Genomic DNA, 17,608 nt, shown 5'->3' with positions numbered 1-17,608 from the left:
GCCCTCCGAGCTGTCATGCGGGGTGGACGGCGTCTTGTGCCGCCAGAACGAACCCGTGTCGGTATCGAACAGCAGCAAGTCGGTGAAAGTGCCCCCGACGTCCACGCCCAATCGGTAACCCATCAGTTCAAGCCCTTTGCTCTTATACCTGCTTCGGAAAAGGCGGCGCCTTGGCCACCATGCCCGGCAGGGAACGCTGCATGACTTCGCCCAGCCAATGGTTGGCCGCGACGAGCGTCGGAAGATCAAGACCCGTGCGCACCCCGGCACGCTCGAGCATGTAGACCACGTCCTCGGTCGAGACGTTGCCGGCCGCGCCCGGCGCGAAAGGGCAGCCGCCAAGACCGCCGATCGCGGCATCGACCGTCACCGCGCCCGCCAGCACCGCCGCCCACACGTTGGCGAGGCCGGTTCCGCGCGTGTTGTGGAAATGGACGCGGACGGGAATGTGCGGCACCGCGGCACGCACCTTGCCCACCAGCGAGGTAACGTGCGCGGGGTTGGCGACGCCGATGGTATCGGCCAGCCCGATCTCGACCGGCCCGGCCTCGGCCAGCGCGATGGCCATGGCGACCACGCGATCCTCGGCCACTTCGCCTTCGAACGGGCAGCCGAACGAGGCGGCGATGGTGACCTGCCCGGTCTTGCCGGCCTCGCGCGCCATGGCGATGATCTCTTTCGCCGCCTCGACCGAGCCGTCGCTGGTCTGTCCCTGGTTGGCCATGGCGAAGGTGTCGGTGGCGACCGAGACCGCGCCCAGCTGGTCGATCCGGCCGGTGGCAAGCGCCCGCCCTGCCCCGCGCGCGTTCATGACGAGGCCGATGTAAGTCACGTCGTCGCGCACCGGCAGGCCCGCGCACACGTCCTCGGCATCGGCCATCTGCGGCACCGCCTTGGGATTGACGAAGCTCGTCACCTCGATCCGGCGCGCGCCTGCATCGATGGCGCGGCCGATCAGCACCAGCTTGTCGGCGGTGGAAATCATCGCCTTTTCGTTCTGGAGGCCGTCGCGCGGACTGACCTCCACCATTTCGATCCGATCTGTATACATTATTCGGCAGCCTCCAGCTGCATGGCGGTATCCGTGAGGCCGCGATGCGCATCGGCATAGGCGTGGTAGGCGCGCAGGATGTGCCCCACCATGATCGCCTCCGCCCAAGCGCCGTCGCGGCGGGCAAACGCGGCGATCAGCTCTTCATGCTCGCCGTGCGAGCGGCGCAGCGCGTCACGGCCGTAGTGGTGCGCGGTGCGCCATACCACCGGCTGCTCGATCAGCGTGCCCAGCAACGCGGCCAACCGCCGCGAGCCAGCCACTTCCAGGATCACCGTGTGAAACTCGCGATTGCCTTCCAGGAAGCCGGCGACGTCCCCGCCCGGCTTGGACAAGGCGCCGTCGATCTGGCGATTCGCGGCACGAATGCGGTCGAGCGCATCGTCGGTCATCCGCTCCGCGGCCCGCCGCGCCGCCTTGCCCTCCAGCATCGCGCGCAGCTCGAAGGCATCGGCCACGTCGTCGATCGACCAGTCGGCCACAAAGCTGCGCTGGGTATCGGTGCGGGTGACGAGAAGGTCGGATTCGAGCCGGCGCAGCGCCTCGCGCACCGGCGTGCGCGAAACGCCGCACTTCTCCGCCAGCGCCTCCTCGCCGAGTTGCGACCCGGCAGGGAGTTCACCCGAGAGTATCATGCTGCGTATCGCCTCGTAGGCGCGGTCGGAAGCGCGCGACATCCCTGCTCCAAAGAACTTGACCTATGACATTTGTATACAATAGCTTTGCCATCCATCAAGCCGCGTTCGCCAAGGGGGCATAAAAAAGGCGCGGCGGGTGGATGGCACGGCCTCACGGCCGGCCAAACGACAGGGAGTTTTTGCGATGCGTGTTTCCCAGTGGCTTCTTCTCACCACGGCGAGCGGGCTGGCCTGCGCCGCCGTGCCCGCTTTCGCTCAAGGCGCGCCCGCCAATGCGCCGCAGGCCGCCGCCGATGCCGACAGCGGCATCATCGTCACCGCGCGCCGCCAGAACGAGCGGCTGCAGGACGTGCCCGCCTCGGTCGCGGTGCTGACGGCCTCGGCGCTGGAACGCACCGGCGCGGTCAAGGCCGAAGACTTCGTCAAGCTGACGCCGGGCGTGACCATCGTGACCGGCACGGCCGAAGCGGGCGACACGCAGATCAACATTCGCGGCATCAACGGCGCGCGCGACGCGGAAAGCTCGGTCGCGCTGGTGGTCGACGGCATCCTCAAGACCAACACCGCGCAGCTCAACCAGCCGCAGGGCACGCTGCGCCAGGTGGAAATGCTGAAAGGCCCGCAAGGCGCGCTCTATGGCCGCAACGCCGCAGCCGGCGCGATCGTGCTGCAGACGCTGAAGCCCACCGATACGCTGACCGGCGGGGCCAAGCTGTCCTACGCCGAATACAACACCTGGGAAGCGACCGCGCACATCGCCGGGCCGATCACGGATGCGGCGGGCTTCGTGCTGTCGGGCTACTATTACAAGACCGACGGCTACTACAAGAACAGCCTGACCAACGCCAAGACGGTGGACGACAAGGAAAACTGGGCGATCGACGGCCGCGTGATGCTGGGCCAGGGCACTGCCACCCAGCTTGACCTCAAGGCGCGCTACGGCGAATTCCACGGCGCCTCGCTGCCGTTCAACGCCGCGTTTCACCTGCCCAACTTCGGCGCGGTCAATCCCGCCTTCTACGAGGACGTGAACAAGCACCCGTTCAACTTCTACAACAACATCCGCGCGACCAACGACCAGAAGAGCTTCGACATCTCGCTGAAGCTCGATCAGGATCTGTCGGACAACCTCAAGCTGGTAGCGTGGGGGCTCTATTCCGACGTCAAGCAGAACCTCGTCGCCGATGGCACCTCGGCCGATTTCGCGCGCTTCATCAGCGCCAAGGATTCGCGCGCGCAGCCCGCGGTCGATGCCTGCTTCGCCAGCACCGCCGCACTAACCGGTTATCCCGTGAACCAGCCGGGCGGGATCGGCCAGATCCCGGTGCCGTTCATTTTCGCGCCGGCCAACGGATCGACCTTCGGCCCCTATAGCCCGACCACCTGCGACGGCACGCAGTACCAGGTGCGCAACCAGCAGGATTTCAGCACCGAGTGGCGCCTTATCGGCGACAACGGCGCGATCAACTGGCAGCTGGGCGCCTATTACCTGCACATCAAGCGCACCGTCGGCGTCAGCCTGGGCGCGGATACCGGCAACGGCGTGATCAAGCAGTTCTACAACGCGCCGGATTCCACCAACCCCACCACGCTGCTGCTGGCCGACCGCTTCAAGACCAACGTCTATGCCGCGTTCGGATCGGTGGAGTACAAGCCCAACGACAAGTTCAACGCCGGCATTGCGCTGCGCTATGACATCGAAGACCGCAAGTCGTCGTCGCTGGTGCCCGACGCGCTCGATCCGTTCACCGGCGGGCCGATCAACCCCGGACAGGCCTTCGGCGCACTGATGCCGCAGCACGCCCGCTTCGAGCAGTTCGAGCCGAAGGTGACGCTCAGCTACAAGCCCACGTCGGACCTCAATCTCTACGCCAACTGGGGCATCGGCTTCAAATCAGGCGGCTTCAACAACCAGGGTTCCGCGCAGATCATCAAGGACAACTTCGTGTCGTTCTTCGGCGCGGACGTGACCGTGAACGACCAGTACAAGAAGGAATGGTCGAGCGCGTGGGAAGCAGGCATCAAGGGCAGCCTGCTGGACGACAAGGTGACCTTCGACCTCGCGGGCTATTACACGCAGGTCCACGATATGCAGTTCTTCGAATTCTTCGTGGGCAGCTTCGGCCTGCTGCGCGTGGTCTCGAACATCGATCGCGTGGACCTGAAGGGCGTGGAAGCCACCGTCACGGTGAAGCCGACGCGCGGCTTCAAGCTGTTCGGTTCGTTCAACTACACCGACAGCACGATCAAGAAGAACTCCTCGCGCCCCTATACCGTGGGCAACAAGTCTCCCTACACCGCAGACTACACCTTCAACGCCGGCATGGAGATCGAACAGCCGATCAACGATACCCTGCGCTTCTTCACCCGCGCGGATTATCGCCTGACCGGCCCGACCTGGTTCCACACCGTGCAGGACCAGTCGATCCCCACGCTGTTCTCCGGCCTGCTGCCGATTTCCGCACTGAAGCTTCCGGGCTTCGTCGGCGACGGCAAGTACGACGTTGCGCGCCGCAAGGCCTTCGGCGTGGTCAACCTGCGCGCCGGGTTGCAGACTGACAAATACAGCCTGTCGGTCTTCGCCAACAACCTGTTCGACAAGAAGTATCTCTCGGAAGTGATCACCGCCGTCGAGTTCGGTGGATCGTTCATCACGCCGGGCACGCGCCGCATGGTCGGCGTGGAAGGCAGCGTGAAGTTCTGACCGGATGAAGCCGGACGCCCGGCGCCTTGCCTATGCGCAAGGCCCGGGCGTTCACCGGGAGTGGGTCATCAGCGCCTTCGCGCGCCCGCGCAGCGCGGCAAGGCGCGCGGACCATCCGGCCGCTCCGCGGCGCACCAGTTCGGATTGAAGGCGCACGCGCAGCCAGGATGGCAACCTGGTGCGCAAAAGCGCGTCGAGATAACCGCCACTGAGCCGCGTCACTGTCGCGCGCGGCATCGCCGGCCCCAGATCCACCAGCAATTCCCGAAACAATTCGTCACCTTCGGTCAGCGGGCGCGCCGCTCTCCACGAAGGCAATGTCCAGCTTTCATCCATGAAAACCCGTCATCCATATCCAACGCCCCCGCGCACCCGAACGGCCATGGACGCACTCGGTTCCCGGAAACATCGCCACGGCCTTCTTTTCCGCTCTTTTCCGGATCTCGGTTTCAGAACCGCCGCGACGGTCCCACGGTGACCTCGCCGGGCCTCGAAGGGCCATCAAAGCCCCAGTTCCAACAAGCCCTGCTCGATAATTTCGCGCGCTCTGGTCCGGGCGAACGGAAACCCGTGGAAGAATGTCCCCGCACTCAAGTTCGGGTCCGCCGCCTTTGCCTTGGCCAGCCATAGCCGGGCATCGGCCCGATTGCCGGAGAGCTGGGCCGTAAACGCCGCTATCAGTTCGATATGCTTGTGCGCCCCCGGCATCCGGGCGGCGCGTGCGCCAAATTCGGCGGCCCTTTCAAAGTCGCCCAGTTGTATGTGTGCCAGCGCGCGGCTCGAAACCATCGCATAGGCAAGTGGATCGAGCGGACTCAGCGCCAATGCCAGGGCGAGGTCTCTGTCAGCCTCTTCCGCCTTTCCCGCCATCGCGCGCACCAACCCGCGATTGTAGACGCCCTGGGCATAGCTGGGGCTGAGGCTGGTTGCCCTGTCGAAACAGTCGATCGATTCCGAGAGATTGCCGTCGAGCCACAAGCTTCGTCCGGCGTTGAAATGGGCAAACGGGTCCAGCCGATCGGCTTCCACCGCGCGATGGGCAAAGATGCGGGCCAACTCCATTTCCGCGTCGGAATCATCGGCGAAGCGCAGGAAGGCATTCTGGAAATGGGTGAAGGAAAGCCCACCCATCGCCCGCGAAAAATAGGGATCGCGCGCCAGCGAATGTTCGAACAGGCGCGCGGCGCGGGCATTGTCGGTCTGCGTGAAGCGATACATGTGATCCAGCCCGAGGTGAAAGCTGGCCCAGGCATCGAGTTCGGTGGCGGGGCGTGCGCGCGCCAAGCGCACCTCGTTGCGCGCGATATGCGCTTCCAGCGCCGAGACAATCCGCATTTCGATCTCGGGCCGCATCTGCTGCAATTCGCCCAGCTCGCTGCGAAACCGATCCGCCCAGACCGTTCCGCCATCGCACGTATCGACCAGAGATACTGAAACCGTGGCCGCACGGTTTGCCAGTTCGATCGTTCCTGTGAGACAATAACGGACCGACAGTTCTCGTCCGACCGTGCGCGGGTCGATATTGGCGTCGCGAAAGCGGAAACTCGATCCTCGCGCGATGACGAACAGCCAGGGCATCCGCGAGAGATCCATGATGATATCGGCGGGCAGCGCGTCGACGACGATGGCATGCGCGCCAGGCTCGCCCAGCAGTTGGAACGGAAGCACCGCTATCGATGGGCGCCCGTCGCGCGCATTATGGTGCACCGGCGATGTCGCATCGGCCGGTGCACCTTCGGGACCGACGTCGACACTCGCAGCGGCTGCCGCCGCGCCCCCGCGCACCCCGACCTTGCCGACGAAACGAAAGCCCTTGCCGTGGATCGTGCGGATCAGCCGCTGCGCCTTGCCATCATCGCCAATCGCCTTGCGCGCGGCCTTGATCCGCGCTGCGATGGCAGATTCCGACACGATCCGTCCGTCCCAGATCTGTCCGATGATCTCATCCTTGCCGACCATCCGCTCGCAATTCTCGGCCAACAGGATCAGCAGCGAAAGCACCTGCGGTTCGACATGCACGCGCGCCCCGCCCCGACGCAATTCGAACCGTGCGCTGTCCAGTTCCAGGCCGTCGAACAGATAGATACGCGGACCGGCGGCGGACAAGTGCATCCCCTTTTCTGGAATTCCGACAATATTCACGAAAAGGTCAGCCATCTCCACGTCCGCGTCAAGCATCACCGGACGGGCGCCTGTATCTACTCGGCCATACAGAACAGAAGAAGCTGAGCCTGGAGAAGGAGAATTGAAATGCCTCTCGTCACCATCGACATCATCAAGAACGCTTTCACAGAAGAGCAGAAGAATGCTCTGATCCACAACGTCACCGAAGCAATGGTCGCCGTGGAAGGCGAAGCCTTGCGCCCCGTCACCTGGGTCCGGATCATGGAAGTCGAACAGGGCGACTGGGCGATCGGCGGCCAACGGCTTGGTGCGGCGGATATCCATGCGATGGCGGGCAAGAAGGCCGCCTGACCGCGCCGCGAACGTTCAGGAGGCCGCCTCTCTCAGGATGGGCGGCCTTCCTGCGCGCGGAATGCACGAAACGTGATTCCATCGTCCATCATGGCCCACTTCGCCGGCTAGGACCGGTTCGGTGGCGGCTCCGACGTTTCGACCAGTTCCGCGATTTCGAAGCTGAAGCTCTTCCAGCCCCGCGTCTTCGCCGCCTCGTCGGCTGGCGCGCGCTTGCGCCGCGCCTCGGCCAGCGAACGCGCATGGCCCCAGAATACCTCGGTCTTGCCGTTTTCCAGTTCGGCCACGATCCGCCAGTAATGGGTGAAGCTGTCCGTCGTGGGACCAATGGTCTTCACGTAGCCATCCGGCATCGTGGCGGTGAGGTAACGGCGCTTCTTCGTCATGTCGGCTGCATTATCACGCCATCATGAGCCACGGGCAATCGCCCCGCCGCGCCGGCTGCGAATTTGACTCTCCCGCCTTCCGATGCCATGCGGCGGGCGTCTTGGTCGCACCAGCGATCGAAGGCAGTTCAAGTCCCTTCGGACGACGCCCGGATTACGCCTACAGGGTGCATGACGGGCTTCGTGGAGAGCCTTGAGCAGCTGCTGAAATCTTCCGTCAACGGCGGATTTCTGCGGGTCGGGGAGTAGCGCAGCCTGGTAGCGCATCTGCTTTGGGAGCAGAGGGTCGTAGGTTCGAATCCTATCTCCCCGACCAACAATCCAGGGGCGATCCACACGGCAGGAGGGGCGGATGGTCGCAGCGGTCCAGCCGATCGAGGGCGATTGGGACTATATCGTCGTCGGCGCCGGGTCTGCCGGCTGCGTCGTCGCCAACCGGCTGTCCGCCGATCCCGGCACCCGGGTCCTGCTGCTGGAAGCCGGCGGCAAGGATGACTGGGTGTGGTTCCACATTCCCGTCGGATACCTTTTCGCCATCGGCAATCCGCGCGCGGACTGGATGTTCCGCACCGAGCCGGAGCCGGGGCTGAACGGCCGCGCGCTGGCCTATCCGCGCGGCAAGGTGCTGGGCGGTTCCTCCGCGATCAACGCGATGATCTCGATGCGCGGGCAGGCGGCGGACTATGAACACTGGCGGTCGCTGGGTCTGCCCGGCTGGGGCTGGGACGATGTGCTGCCCGTGTTCCGCAAGCTGGACGATCATTTCCTGGGCGAGAGCGAGCACCATGCCAGCGGCGGCGAATGGCGGGTCGAGGCGCCGCGCATACGCTGGGACGTGCTTGACGCCGTGGCGCGCGCCGCGACGGAGATGGGCGTGCCGGCCACGCCCGATTTCAACACCGGCGACAACACCGGGGTGGGATACTTCCACGTCAACCAGAAGCGCGGGCGGCGCTGGTCCTCCGCACGGGGGTTCCTGAAGCCCGCACTGGCGCGGCCCAACCTGCGCGTGGAAACCGGCGTGCTGGTGGAGCGCGTGCTGCTGGACGGAAGCCGCGCCAGCGGCGTGCGCCTGCGCCGCGGGGGACAGGTGCTCGAGGCGCGCTGCCGGGGCGAGGTAATCCTCTGCGCGGGCGCGGTCGGATCGCCGCAGATCCTCCAGCTTTCGGGCATCGGCCCCGCGCGGGAGCTTGCCACGCACGGCATCGCCCCTGCGCTCGACCGGCCCGGCGTGGGGCGCAACCTGCAGGACCACCTCCAGCAACGTGCGATCTACAAGGTGCACGGCGTGCGCACGCTGAACGAGACGTACTACAACCTTGCCCGCCGCGCGTGGATGGGGCTGGAATATGCGCTGTTCCAGCGCGGGCCGCTGACGATGGCGCCCTCGCAGCTCGGCATCTTCACGCGCTCCTCGCCCGATCACGCGCGCGCCAACATCCAGTTCCATGTCCAGCCGCTGTCGCTCGACAAGTTCGGCGATCCGCTGCACCGATTCCCCGCCATCACCGTATCGGCGTGCAACCTGCGCCCCACATCGCGCGGGGAAGTGCGGCTGCGCTCGGCCGATCCGGCGGACAAGCCGGTGATCGCGCCGGGCTATCTTGCCACGGAAGCGGACCGCCGCGTCGCCGCCGATGCCATCCGCGTCACCCGGCGCCTGATGCGCCAGTCGGCGCTCGCGGCCTTCACGCCCGAGGAATGGCTGCCCGGCCCGGCCGTGGGCGATGACGATGCCGCGCTGGCGATCGCCGCCGGCGACATCGGCACCACGATCTTCCACCCCGTCGGCACCGCCCGGATGGGGCTGGCAAACGATCCCATGGCGGTGGTCGACGGCCGGCTGCGGCTGATCGGGATCGAAGGCTTGCGCGTGATCGATGCCTCGGTCATGCCCACGATAACGTCGGGAAACACCAACACGCCGACGATCATGATCGCGGACAAGGGCGCCACCATGGCGAATGCCGACCGCCGCACCTGATCGGACGCGACAACATAAAGGGACGGATCAGGACATGAAGGCCATCGTGATCGAAAAGGGCGACGCCGGGCAGACGGTGACGCTCAAGGACTTTCCCGAAAGCGAACTGATGGACGGCGAGGTGACGGTGCGCGTCTCCCACTCCACCATCAACTACAAGGACGGACTGGCCCTGACCGGCGCGGCGCCCATCGTCCGCCGCTTTCCGATGATCCCCGGCATCGACTTTGCCGGCGTGGTCGAAAGCTCGACCAGCGATGCCTACAAGCCCGGCGATGCGGTGCTGCTCAACGGCTGGGGCACCAGCGAGACGCATCTCGGCGCCTATGCCGAGAAGAGCCGCGTCAAGGCCGACTGGCTGGTGCCCCTGCCCGAAGGGCTGACCCCGCGGCAGGCGATGGCCATCGGCACGGCGGGCTATACCGCGATGCTGTCGGTGATGGCGATCGAGGCGGCGGGCGTACGTCCCTCGGACGGTCCGGTGGTCGTCACCGGTGCGGCCGGCGGGGTCGGCTCGGTGGCCATCGCGCTGCTCGCCGGCGCGGGCTGGCACGTCATCGCCTCGACCGGGCGGACCGAGGAAGCCGGCTACCTCAAGGATCTGGGCGCGGCCGAAGTGATCCACCGCGACGAACTGTCGGCCACGCCGCGCCCGATCGGCAACGAGCGCTGGGCCGCCGCAGTCGATTCGGTCGGCTCGAACACGCTGGCCAATGTGCTGGCGATGACGAAGTACGACGGCGCCGTCGCGGCCTGCGGCCTGGCGGGCGGCATGGACCTGCCCACCTCGGTCGCGCCGTTCATCCTGCGCGGCGTGAAGCTGCTGGGCATCGAATCCGTCCATTGCCCGCGCCCGCGCCGGTTCGAGGCATGGCGCCGGCTGGCAAAGGAACTTGATCTCGCCAAGCTGGAAGCGATGATCACCACCGTCGGTCTTGATCAGGTGATCGACCTTGGCCCGCAGATCCTGGCGGGCAAGGTGCGGGGCCGCGTGGTGGTCGAGATCGGCTGACGCGGCACGGGGGCCGCATCCGGGGGTATGGGGTGCATGGTCTGACGACAGAAGCGGCGGCGATGGCCGCCGCAGGAGCGGCCAGGGTTTCGGAGCGGCCACGCCGCCCCGGCCTGCGGCTGCTGCTGGAAAGCCACCTGCTGTTCGCGCTTTTCGTCGCGGCGCTGCTCGCTGCGCTCTCCATCCCCCGTTACGATGTGCTGGCATCGCCCACGCCGGGGGGCGTGATGCTCGAATTGCCGGGCGGCGGATCGGCAGCATTGCCGGCCGCCGCGCCGGTTCGCATCGCGGGACCATCGGGCATGATCGCCGTGCCAGCAGGTTCGCTCGTCCCCGATCACGTCCCCCCGGGCGGGCCGGAAGCGGTGGCGCGGTTCTACCGCGAACGCAGCGAACTGGGCCGCGTCGCCGGCGCGCCCGGAGCGGTCATCAGCGCGGCGGACCGCGCCCGCTCGGTCGCGCCCCAGCGGCGACACCTGACGGACTTGCCGCACGATTTCTGGCTGCTCAGCCTCCAGGCCGTCGTCATCGGCCTGATCGGTACGTGGGTGCGGATCGGTGGCGGCGGCGATATCCGCGCGCGGATGTTCGGCGTGAGCTGCGCGGGTGTGGCCATCGCGGGGCTTTCGGGCGCGGTGTTCGACACGCGCGACCTGACCGCGCCCGGCGCCCTGCTCCAGGCGATGATGACGCTGAACTTCATCGGCTCGAACCTTTCCGCCGTGGGCCTGTTCGCGCTGTTCCTCTACGTTCCCAGGCGGATCGCGCCGGTAGCTGCGGGCTGGGCACTGGTGGCGCTGGCGGTGCTGGCGGGCACGGCGCAAGGGCTGGGCCTGCTCCCGCTGTCGTGGTTCTATGCCCTGCTGCTCGGCTCGACTCTGGGATTCCCCGTGCTGGCCGCGATCCAGTATCGACGCGCGCGCGGCGAACCGGCGGCGCGCGCGACGCTACGCTGGATCGGCGCCAACACGTTCGCCGGGGCGGCTTTCGTCACCTTCGGCATGGCCGCCCCGATCCTGCTGGACGTGCCCTCGCTCGGTTCCGACGGCATGACCATCGTCCCGCTGTTCCTCGTCTATGGCGGGATCGCCTTCGGCATCGCGGGCCGGCGGATGTTCGAGCTGGACCGCTGGAGCTATCGGCTGGCGCTGGGTGCGGGATCGACCATTGCGCTCCTGCTGGCGGACGCGCTGCTGATCAACCTTCTCTCGCTGGACCGCCCGGTGGCACTCGCGGTGGCGGTTCTCGGCATCGGCTATCTCTACGTGCCGCTGCGCGCGCTGCTGTGGAGCAAGCTCAACCGCCGCCGCACGCTGACCGGCCCCGAACTGTTCCGCATGGCGAGCGAGATCGCTTTCGCGCATGGCGCGCCCGAACGACGGCGGGCATGGCGCACGCTGCTCGACCGGCTGTGGCAACCGCTGGACATCGCGCCCGCAAGCGTGGACGTGGCCGCCCCCACCGTGATCGACGCGGGAGAGGCGCTGCTCATTCCCGCGGCCGCCGACGAAGCCGCACTATGTCTGCGCCATGCTCGCAACGGCGCGCGGCTGTTCGGCGCGGCAGACCTTGCCACGCTGCGCGAACTGCTGGCGCTGCTCGACGGCGCGGAAGCCGCGCGCGCCGAATATGCGCGCGGGGTGAGCGAGGAGCGCCAGCGCATCGCGCGCGACCTGCACGACGACGTGTCCGGCCTGCTGCTGACGGGCCTGCACCGCGAAGACCTGCGCGAAGTGCGCGGCGACGTGCAGCAGGCCTTGGGCGAAATCCGCGCGATGATGTCCAGCCTTGCCGGCCACGCGCAGCCTCTGGGGCTTGTGCTCGCGGACTGCCGCTACGAAGCGAGCGGCCGCCTCTCCGCCGCCGGAATCGCGCTCGACTGGCCGGTCGACCTGGTCGGCGATGCCGAGGACATCATCGTCGAATACGGGCACCACAAGGCACTGGTTTCGGCCCTGCGCGAAGTGGTGACGAACACCATCCGCCATTCGGGCGCGTCCGTGCTGACCGTTTCCGCCACGGCGCGGGATGGCGCGCTGTCCATCCTCGCGCGCGACGACGGGCGCGGCTTCTCGGCGGGCGAGCCGCGCCGGACCAGCGGCGGCAACGGCCTTGGCAATCTGGCGCAGCGTCTTGCCGAAATCGGTGGACGCTGCGCCATCGAACCCGCGCGTGAAGGCTTCGCCGTGCGGCTTACGCTCCCATTGGCCCAGCCGCTGGAAGCGTAAGCCGGATAGCGCTCAGACCTCGGCGTGGGCGCGCACCCGCGCCGCCAGAACATCGGGCACCGACGGATCCTCGATCGTCGCGGGCGTGACGAAGTCCTCGCCATTGACGATCTTGCGCAGCAGATTGCGCAGGATCTTGCCCGAACGCGTCTTGGGCAGTTGCGGCACGACATAGGCGGTCTTGAGCGCCGCCACCGCGCCCAGTTCGCTGCGCACCGCCGCGATCACCGCGTCGTGCAGCACCTTTTCGTCCGCCACGCCCGCGCGAGGCACCACGAAGGCGACCGGGATCATGCCCTTGATCGCATCTTCCGCGCCGATCACCGCACATTCGGCCACACCGTCCACGCTGGCGACGATCTGCTCCATCTGCCCGGTCGAAAGGCGGTGCCCGGCGACATTGATGATGTCATCGGTGCGGCCCATGATGTGGACGAAGCCTTCGTCGTCGATAAAGCCGGCATCGCCCGTTTCGTACCAGCCGTCGAACGTGGCGAAGTTCTTGGCGTAGCCGGCGTGGTTGTTCCACAGCGTGCGGAACGCGCCGGGCGCGAGCGGCGCGCGGATCACCACCGCGCCGCTGCTGCCGGTGGGGACCGGGTGGCCGCCTTCGTCCAGCACCGCGAATTCCCACCCCGGCACGGGGAAGCCCGCGCTGCCGCGCTTGCGGCGCAGGTCGCCCAGCGCAAAGCACGTGGCGATGGCGGGCCAGCCCAGCTCGGTCTGCCACCAATGATCGATCACCGGCAGGCCGGACTTCTCCTCCAGCCACGCGATCGTGTCGGGATCCGCGCGCTCGCCGGCGAGGAAGATGGCCTGGCAGGTGCCGGTGCCGATGTCCTTCAGGAACGCCGCGTCCGGGTCTTCCTTGCGCACCGCGCGGATCGCGGTGGGCGCGGTGAAGAAGGTCTTCACGCCGTGGCGCGCGATGGTCCGCCAGAACGTGCCGGGATCGGGAGTGCCCACCGGCTTGCCCTCGAACAGCACGGTCGCCGCGCCGACCAGCAGCGGCGCATAGACGATATAACTGTGCCCCACGACCCAGCCCACGTCCGACGCCGCCCAGAACGTGTCGCCCGCGCCGATGCCATAGATATTGGCCATCGACCACGCGAGCGCGACCGCATGGCCGCCGTTCTCGCGCACCACGCCCTTGGGTGTGCCGGTGGTGCCCGAAGTGTAGAGGACATAGAGCGGATCGGCCGAGGCCACCTCGACCGGCGCAGGCACCGGATCGCCCGCCGTGGCAGCGCGCAGCGCGTCCCACTCGAAGTCGCGCGGCGCGGTCAGGTCCGCGCGCAGCCGGTCGCGCTGGAAGACGACGACGTGCTCGATCGGGTGGTGCGCCAGCCGCAGCGCCTCGTCCACCATCGGCTTGTAGGCGATGGTCCGTGCGCCCTCGACGCCGCACGATGCGGTCAGCAGCACCCTGGGCGTGGCATCGTCGATGCGCTTGGCCAGTTCCAGCGGCGCGAAGCCTCCGAACACCACCGAATGGACCGCACCGATGCGCGCGCAGGCCAGCATGGCGAAGACCGTCTCGGGGATCATCGGCATGTAGATGACGACGCGGTCGCCCTTCTCCACGCCCATCGCGTGCAGCATCGCCGCGACCCGCCCGGTCTCGTCCAGCAGTTCGGCGTAGCTGTATTGCCGGACCGTGCCCGTGACGGGGCTGTCGTAGATCAGCGCCGGCGTCTCGCCGCGCCCGGCCGCGACGTGGCGATCAAGGCAGTTGTGGCAGGTGTTCAGCGTGCCGCCCGGAAACCATCCGCTGTCCGCATCATGCGAACGGACAGGCGGCGACATCCAGTCCACCGCCTGCGCCGCCTGCGACCAGAAGTGCTCCGGCTTGTCGATGCTGTCGCGCCATGCGCGCTCATAGGCTTCGCTCATGACCTCATCCCGTATTCGTTGACTTGACGCAGAGATCGAACACGAACGACCTCCGCGCCAGCCCTACTTTAGTCGTCGATACTGCGGCGGAACGTCTCCGGCAGGAAGAACAGCCCGAACACCGCCGTCGCCCCGGCGATCACCACCGGATACCACAGGCCATAGAACACGTCGCCCGTCGCCGCGACCATCGCAAAGGCGGTGGTCGGCAGGAAGCCGCCGAACCAGCCATTGCCGATGTGATAGGGCAGCGACATCGAGGTGTAGCGGATACGGCTGGGGAACAGTTCGACCAGCATGGCCGCGATCGGGCCATAAACCATGGTCACCAGCAGCACGAGGTAGAACAGGACGGCGACGACCTTGACCGTCTCCATCCGCGCAGTGTCGGCCTTTTCCGGATAGCCGGCCTGGCCGAGCGCGGCCTTCACATCCTCGCCATAAGCCTTGATCGCGGCGGCGCGGTCCTTGCCGGTCACGGCGGCCGGGTTCGGCGCGGGCAGCGCGGCACCGCCCACGGCTATGACCGCCTGTGCGCCGGCCGGCGCAGCGACGTTGACATAGCTGATGCCGTTCTTGGCCAGATACGACTTGGCGATGTCGCAGCCCGAACTGTCGAACTTGTTCTTGCCCACCGGATCGAACTGGAACGAGCATTCGGCCGGGTTGGCGGTCACCGTCACCGGGTTGGTGCGGCTGGCCGCGGCGAGCGCCGGGTTGGCCGCCTCGGACAGCATGTGGAACGCGGGGAAATAGGTCAGAGCCGCCAGCGCGCAGCCGCCCAGGATGATGTACTTGCGGCCGATCTGGTCAGACAGCCAGCCGAAGAAGGCGAAGAACGGGGTGCCCAGCGCCAGCGCCACCGCGATCAGGATATTGGCGGTCAGCCCTTCCACCTTGAGGATCTTTTCCAGGTAGAACTGCGCGTAGAACTGGCCTGCGTACCAGACCACCGCCTGCCCCGCGACCGCGCCGAACAGGCAGACCAGCACGACCTTCAGGTTGTCCCACCGGGCGAACGCCTCGGTCAGCGGAGCCTTCGACGTGGTGCCCTCGTCCTTCATCTTCTGGTAGACCGGGCTTTCGTTGAGCTGGAGCCGGATCCACATCGAGACCGCGAGCAGCACCATCGAGACCAGGAACGGCACGCGCCAGCCCCACGCGGCGAAGGTGTCCTCGCCCATCGTGGAACGCAGCGAGATCACCACGATCAGCGCCGCGAACAGGCCGAAGGTGGCGGTCATCTGGATGAAGCTGGTGTAAAGGCCGCGCCGGTGATTGGGCGCGTGTTCGGCCACATAAGTCGCCGCGCCGCCGTATTCGCCGCCCAGCGCCAACCCTTGCAGGATGCGCAAGGCCACCAGGATCGCCGGAGAGGCGACGCCGATCGTATCGTAACCGGGCAGCAGGCCGACCGCGAAAGTCGAGAAGCCCATGATGCCCATGGTGACCAGGAACGTGTTCTTGCGGCCGACAAGGTCGCCGATCCGGCCGAACACCAGCGCGCCGAACGGGCGCACCGCAAAGCCCGCGGCAAAGGCGCCGAGCGCGAGAATGAAGCCGGTCGTCTCGTTCACCCCGGCGAAGAACACCTTGGAAATGAACGTGGCGAGCAGCCCGTAAAGGAAGAAATCGTACCATTCGAACACGGTGCCGAGCGACGAGGCGCCGATGACCAGTTTCTCGGTCCCGGTGGCCTTGTGATGCTTGGGCAAGGCTTTGTATCTTGTTGCCATTGGTCCCTCTCCATATTTTATATATTTGTATTTATTTGGTAATTTCAGAACCCGTATTTGGCAGCAATCTCCACCCGGTCCAGCGCGCCGCTCGTCCCGTTGACAAGGCGGCGCGCACCATGGCGCAGTTCGATGCCCAGATCGACGTTCTTGTAGGGCGTCCAGAACACGTTGGCCGCCGCGCTCCACGCGCTCTTGTTGAACGTGCCGATCGAAGTGGAGACGAGGCTCGACGAATAATCGAGCGTCTGGAAACTGCCCATCAGGTTGACGCGGACCTTGGGCGTCACCGCAAGCCGCACGGCGGCCATCCCGGCGGTCACGCCCACGTCCTCCAGCGCCCCCGCCGGCCCCAGCACCGCGTCGGGGCCGAAGTTCAGCCCCATGTAGCGCCCGATGCCGTGGCCGTGGGTGAGCATGAAGCGCACGTCGCTGACATGGCCATGATCGAGGAACAGCTTGCCCGCGCCGCTCACGCCCCAGCCGAAGCGGCTTTCGGGCGTTCCGGCATTCACCACGCGCAACTGCCGCGCGATCCCGCCCAGCGAAAGCTCGCCGAAATCGCCGGCATAGGCCAGCCGCGCAGCGAGGTCGGGCACGTGGTCGGCCCCGTTCTCGACCAGCGCCGGCGCGCCCTGCACCGCGCTCGCGGTTTCCGGATTTTCGACCGCAAGGTGCAGGGTCATGCCCTTCGCCACCGGCGCGGAATAGCGCAGCAGCGGCTGGCGTGCGAAGACCGTGCCTTCGGTGGTGCCGACATAGTCCGTCGATTCCGGCAAGGCCGCAGGATACTGGAACGTCGTCCAGTCCTGTCCGAAGGTCCAGCGATCCAGCTGCACATAGGCCCGGCGCATCGCCAGGTTGTAGCCGTTGGTGGTGCGCTGCGACCCTTGCGTGCCGGGGGCGGTCTCGAAGTCGGTTTCGAGGTAGCCCTTGAGCACGTGCTTGCCGACATCGGTGGTGAAGTTCAGCCAGAAGCGCGATTGGCGCGCGCTCATGTCCGCGACGGTCGAAGGCTTGCCGCCCACGGGCAGCCCCTGCGGAAACCACAGGTCGCGGGCATAGGTGTTGTTGGCCACGGTGCCGCCGCTGAACCGGCTGCCCGAATAGAGCAGGCGCAGGTAGCCGCCGATCTTGAAGGTGGCATCGCCCGAGCGGAAGCCTTCCGCGCGCGGCTTGCCTTCCAGCGCGGCCATGCGGGTTTCGACCTGCTCGGTCCGCGCCGCGACTTCGTCGGTGCGCGCCTGCACCGTGCTTGCGGCCTGCTGCTGCGCCTGTGCCAGCGCATCGGCCTGCTGCGCGCGCGCATCGTGCAGTTCGCCGCGCAGCGCGATCATTTCCTGCTCCAGCTTTTCCAGCCGGGCTTCCAGCTCCGCCTCGTGCGCCGTCGGCCGGGCATGGACAGCCACCGGCGCACCCAGCGCGGTGGCAGCCATCAGCACGGCCCGGATCTGCGGGAATACCTTGTTCATGACGCCCCTCTCCGACGTTCTGTCTT

General features: G+C 66.9%; 14 protein-coding genes and 1 tRNA gene. 6 read left to right on the top strand and 9 right to left on the bottom strand.

The window, feature by feature from the left end:
* The 3 genes from OLX02_RS19290 to OLX02_RS19280 form a co-directional block, all read right to left on the bottom strand.
* The coding region (locus tag OLX02_RS19290) for a hydantoinase/oxoprolinase N-terminal domain-containing protein (RefSeq protein ID WP_264423596.1) at nucleotides 1–123 on the bottom strand (123 nt) is incomplete at its 3' end.
* Nucleotides 124–142: 19 nt separating this feature from the next.
* Nucleotides 143–1,051, bottom strand: a complete 909-nt coding sequence (locus OLX02_RS19285) for a hydroxymethylglutaryl-CoA lyase (RefSeq protein WP_264425486.1) — start codon at nucleotides 1,049–1,051, stop codon at nucleotides 143–145.
* The gene (locus OLX02_RS19280; RefSeq protein ID WP_264425484.1) at nucleotides 1,051–1,728 is read right to left on the bottom strand and encodes a GntR family transcriptional regulator; all 678 of its coding nucleotides are present in this window, start codon (nucleotides 1,726–1,728) and stop codon (nucleotides 1,051–1,053) included. The genes OLX02_RS19285 and OLX02_RS19280 overlap by 1 nt, the downstream gene beginning before the upstream one ends.
* Before the next feature lie 145 nt (nucleotides 1,729–1,873).
* Here OLX02_RS19280 and OLX02_RS19275 point away from each other — a divergent pair, with 145 nt between their 5' ends.
* Complete coding sequence (locus tag OLX02_RS19275) at nucleotides 1,874–4,393, top strand: TonB-dependent receptor (RefSeq protein ID WP_264425482.1); 2,520 nt, start codon at nucleotides 1,874–1,876, stop codon at nucleotides 4,391–4,393.
* 51 nt (nucleotides 4,394–4,444) lie between these two features.
* Here the strand turns inward: OLX02_RS19275 and OLX02_RS19270 are convergent, their stop codons facing one another.
* Both OLX02_RS19270 and OLX02_RS19265 read right to left on the bottom strand, forming a co-directional pair.
* Nucleotides 4,445–4,729 carry a hypothetical protein gene (locus OLX02_RS19270; protein ID WP_264425480.1) on the bottom strand — a complete coding sequence of 95 codons (285 nt, stop codon included), beginning with the start codon at nucleotides 4,727–4,729 and terminating at the stop codon, nucleotides 4,445–4,447.
* Nucleotides 4,730–4,894: 165 nt separating this feature from the next.
* Nucleotides 4,895–6,505: a winged helix-turn-helix domain-containing tetratricopeptide repeat protein gene (locus tag OLX02_RS19265; RefSeq protein ID WP_413630394.1), complete on the bottom strand. Its 1,611-nt coding sequence runs from the start codon at nucleotides 6,503–6,505 to the stop codon at nucleotides 4,895–4,897.
* A gap of 138 nt (nucleotides 6,506–6,643) precedes the next feature.
* Here OLX02_RS19265 and OLX02_RS20230 point away from each other — a divergent pair, with 138 nt between their 5' ends.
* Nucleotides 6,644–6,868: a tautomerase family protein gene (locus tag OLX02_RS20230; RefSeq protein ID WP_413630393.1), complete on the top strand. Its 225-nt coding sequence runs from the start codon at nucleotides 6,644–6,646 to the stop codon at nucleotides 6,866–6,868.
* A gap of 107 nt (nucleotides 6,869–6,975) precedes the next feature.
* On the opposite strand, the gene OLX02_RS19260 is transcribed toward OLX02_RS20230, so the two are convergent.
* A complete protein-coding gene (locus OLX02_RS19260) occupies nucleotides 6,976–7,254 on the bottom strand; it encodes a hypothetical protein (protein WP_264425476.1) in 279 nt (92 codons plus the stop codon).
* A 239-nt stretch (nucleotides 7,255–7,493) separates the two neighbouring features.
* On the opposite strand from OLX02_RS19260, the gene OLX02_RS19255 reads away from it, so the two are divergent.
* The 4 genes from OLX02_RS19255 to OLX02_RS19240 all read left to right on the top strand — a co-directional run bounded on the left by OLX02_RS19255 (nucleotide 7,494) and on the right by OLX02_RS19240 (nucleotide 12,478).
* Nucleotides 7,494–7,570: transfer RNA gene (locus tag OLX02_RS19255), tRNA-Pro, on the top strand.
* A 36-nt stretch (nucleotides 7,571–7,606) separates the two neighbouring features.
* Complete coding sequence (locus tag OLX02_RS19250) at nucleotides 7,607–9,238, top strand: GMC family oxidoreductase (protein WP_264425474.1); 1,632 nt, start codon at nucleotides 7,607–7,609, stop codon at nucleotides 9,236–9,238.
* Between the two features lie 34 nt (nucleotides 9,239–9,272).
* On the top strand, nucleotides 9,273–10,250 hold the full coding sequence (locus OLX02_RS19245) for an MDR family oxidoreductase (protein ID WP_264425472.1): 978 nt from the start codon (nucleotides 9,273–9,275) through the stop codon (nucleotides 10,248–10,250).
* 62 nt (nucleotides 10,251–10,312) lie between these two features.
* The gene (locus tag OLX02_RS19240; protein ID WP_264425470.1) at nucleotides 10,313–12,478 is read left to right on the top strand and encodes an ATP-binding protein; all 2,166 of its coding nucleotides are present in this window, start codon (nucleotides 10,313–10,315) and stop codon (nucleotides 12,476–12,478) included.
* Between the two features lie 12 nt (nucleotides 12,479–12,490).
* Here OLX02_RS19240 and OLX02_RS19235 read toward each other — a convergent pair whose 3' ends face one another.
* The 3 genes from OLX02_RS19235 to OLX02_RS19225 all read right to left on the bottom strand — a co-directional run bounded on the left by OLX02_RS19235 (nucleotide 12,491) and on the right by OLX02_RS19225 (nucleotide 17,582).
* The gene (locus OLX02_RS19235) at nucleotides 12,491–14,374 is read right to left on the bottom strand and encodes an AMP-binding protein (RefSeq protein WP_264425469.1); all 1,884 of its coding nucleotides are present in this window, start codon (nucleotides 14,372–14,374) and stop codon (nucleotides 12,491–12,493) included.
* A 68-nt stretch (nucleotides 14,375–14,442) separates the two neighbouring features.
* Nucleotides 14,443–16,110: an MFS transporter gene (locus OLX02_RS19230; RefSeq protein ID WP_264425467.1), complete on the bottom strand. Its 1,668-nt coding sequence runs from the start codon at nucleotides 16,108–16,110 to the stop codon at nucleotides 14,443–14,445.
* Nucleotides 16,111–16,154: 44 nt separating this feature from the next.
* Nucleotides 16,155–17,582 (bottom strand): porin, encoded by a 1,428-nt coding sequence (locus tag OLX02_RS19225; protein WP_264425465.1) that lies wholly within the window; start codon nucleotides 17,580–17,582, stop codon nucleotides 16,155–16,157.
* Between the last annotated feature and the right edge of the window lie 26 nt (nucleotides 17,583–17,608).

The organism is Novosphingobium sp. KCTC 2891, assembly GCF_025938155.1.
Lineage (GTDB): Bacteria > Pseudomonadota > Alphaproteobacteria > Sphingomonadales > Sphingomonadaceae > Novosphingobium.
This window is presented reverse-complemented; position numbering and strand designations above follow the sequence as displayed.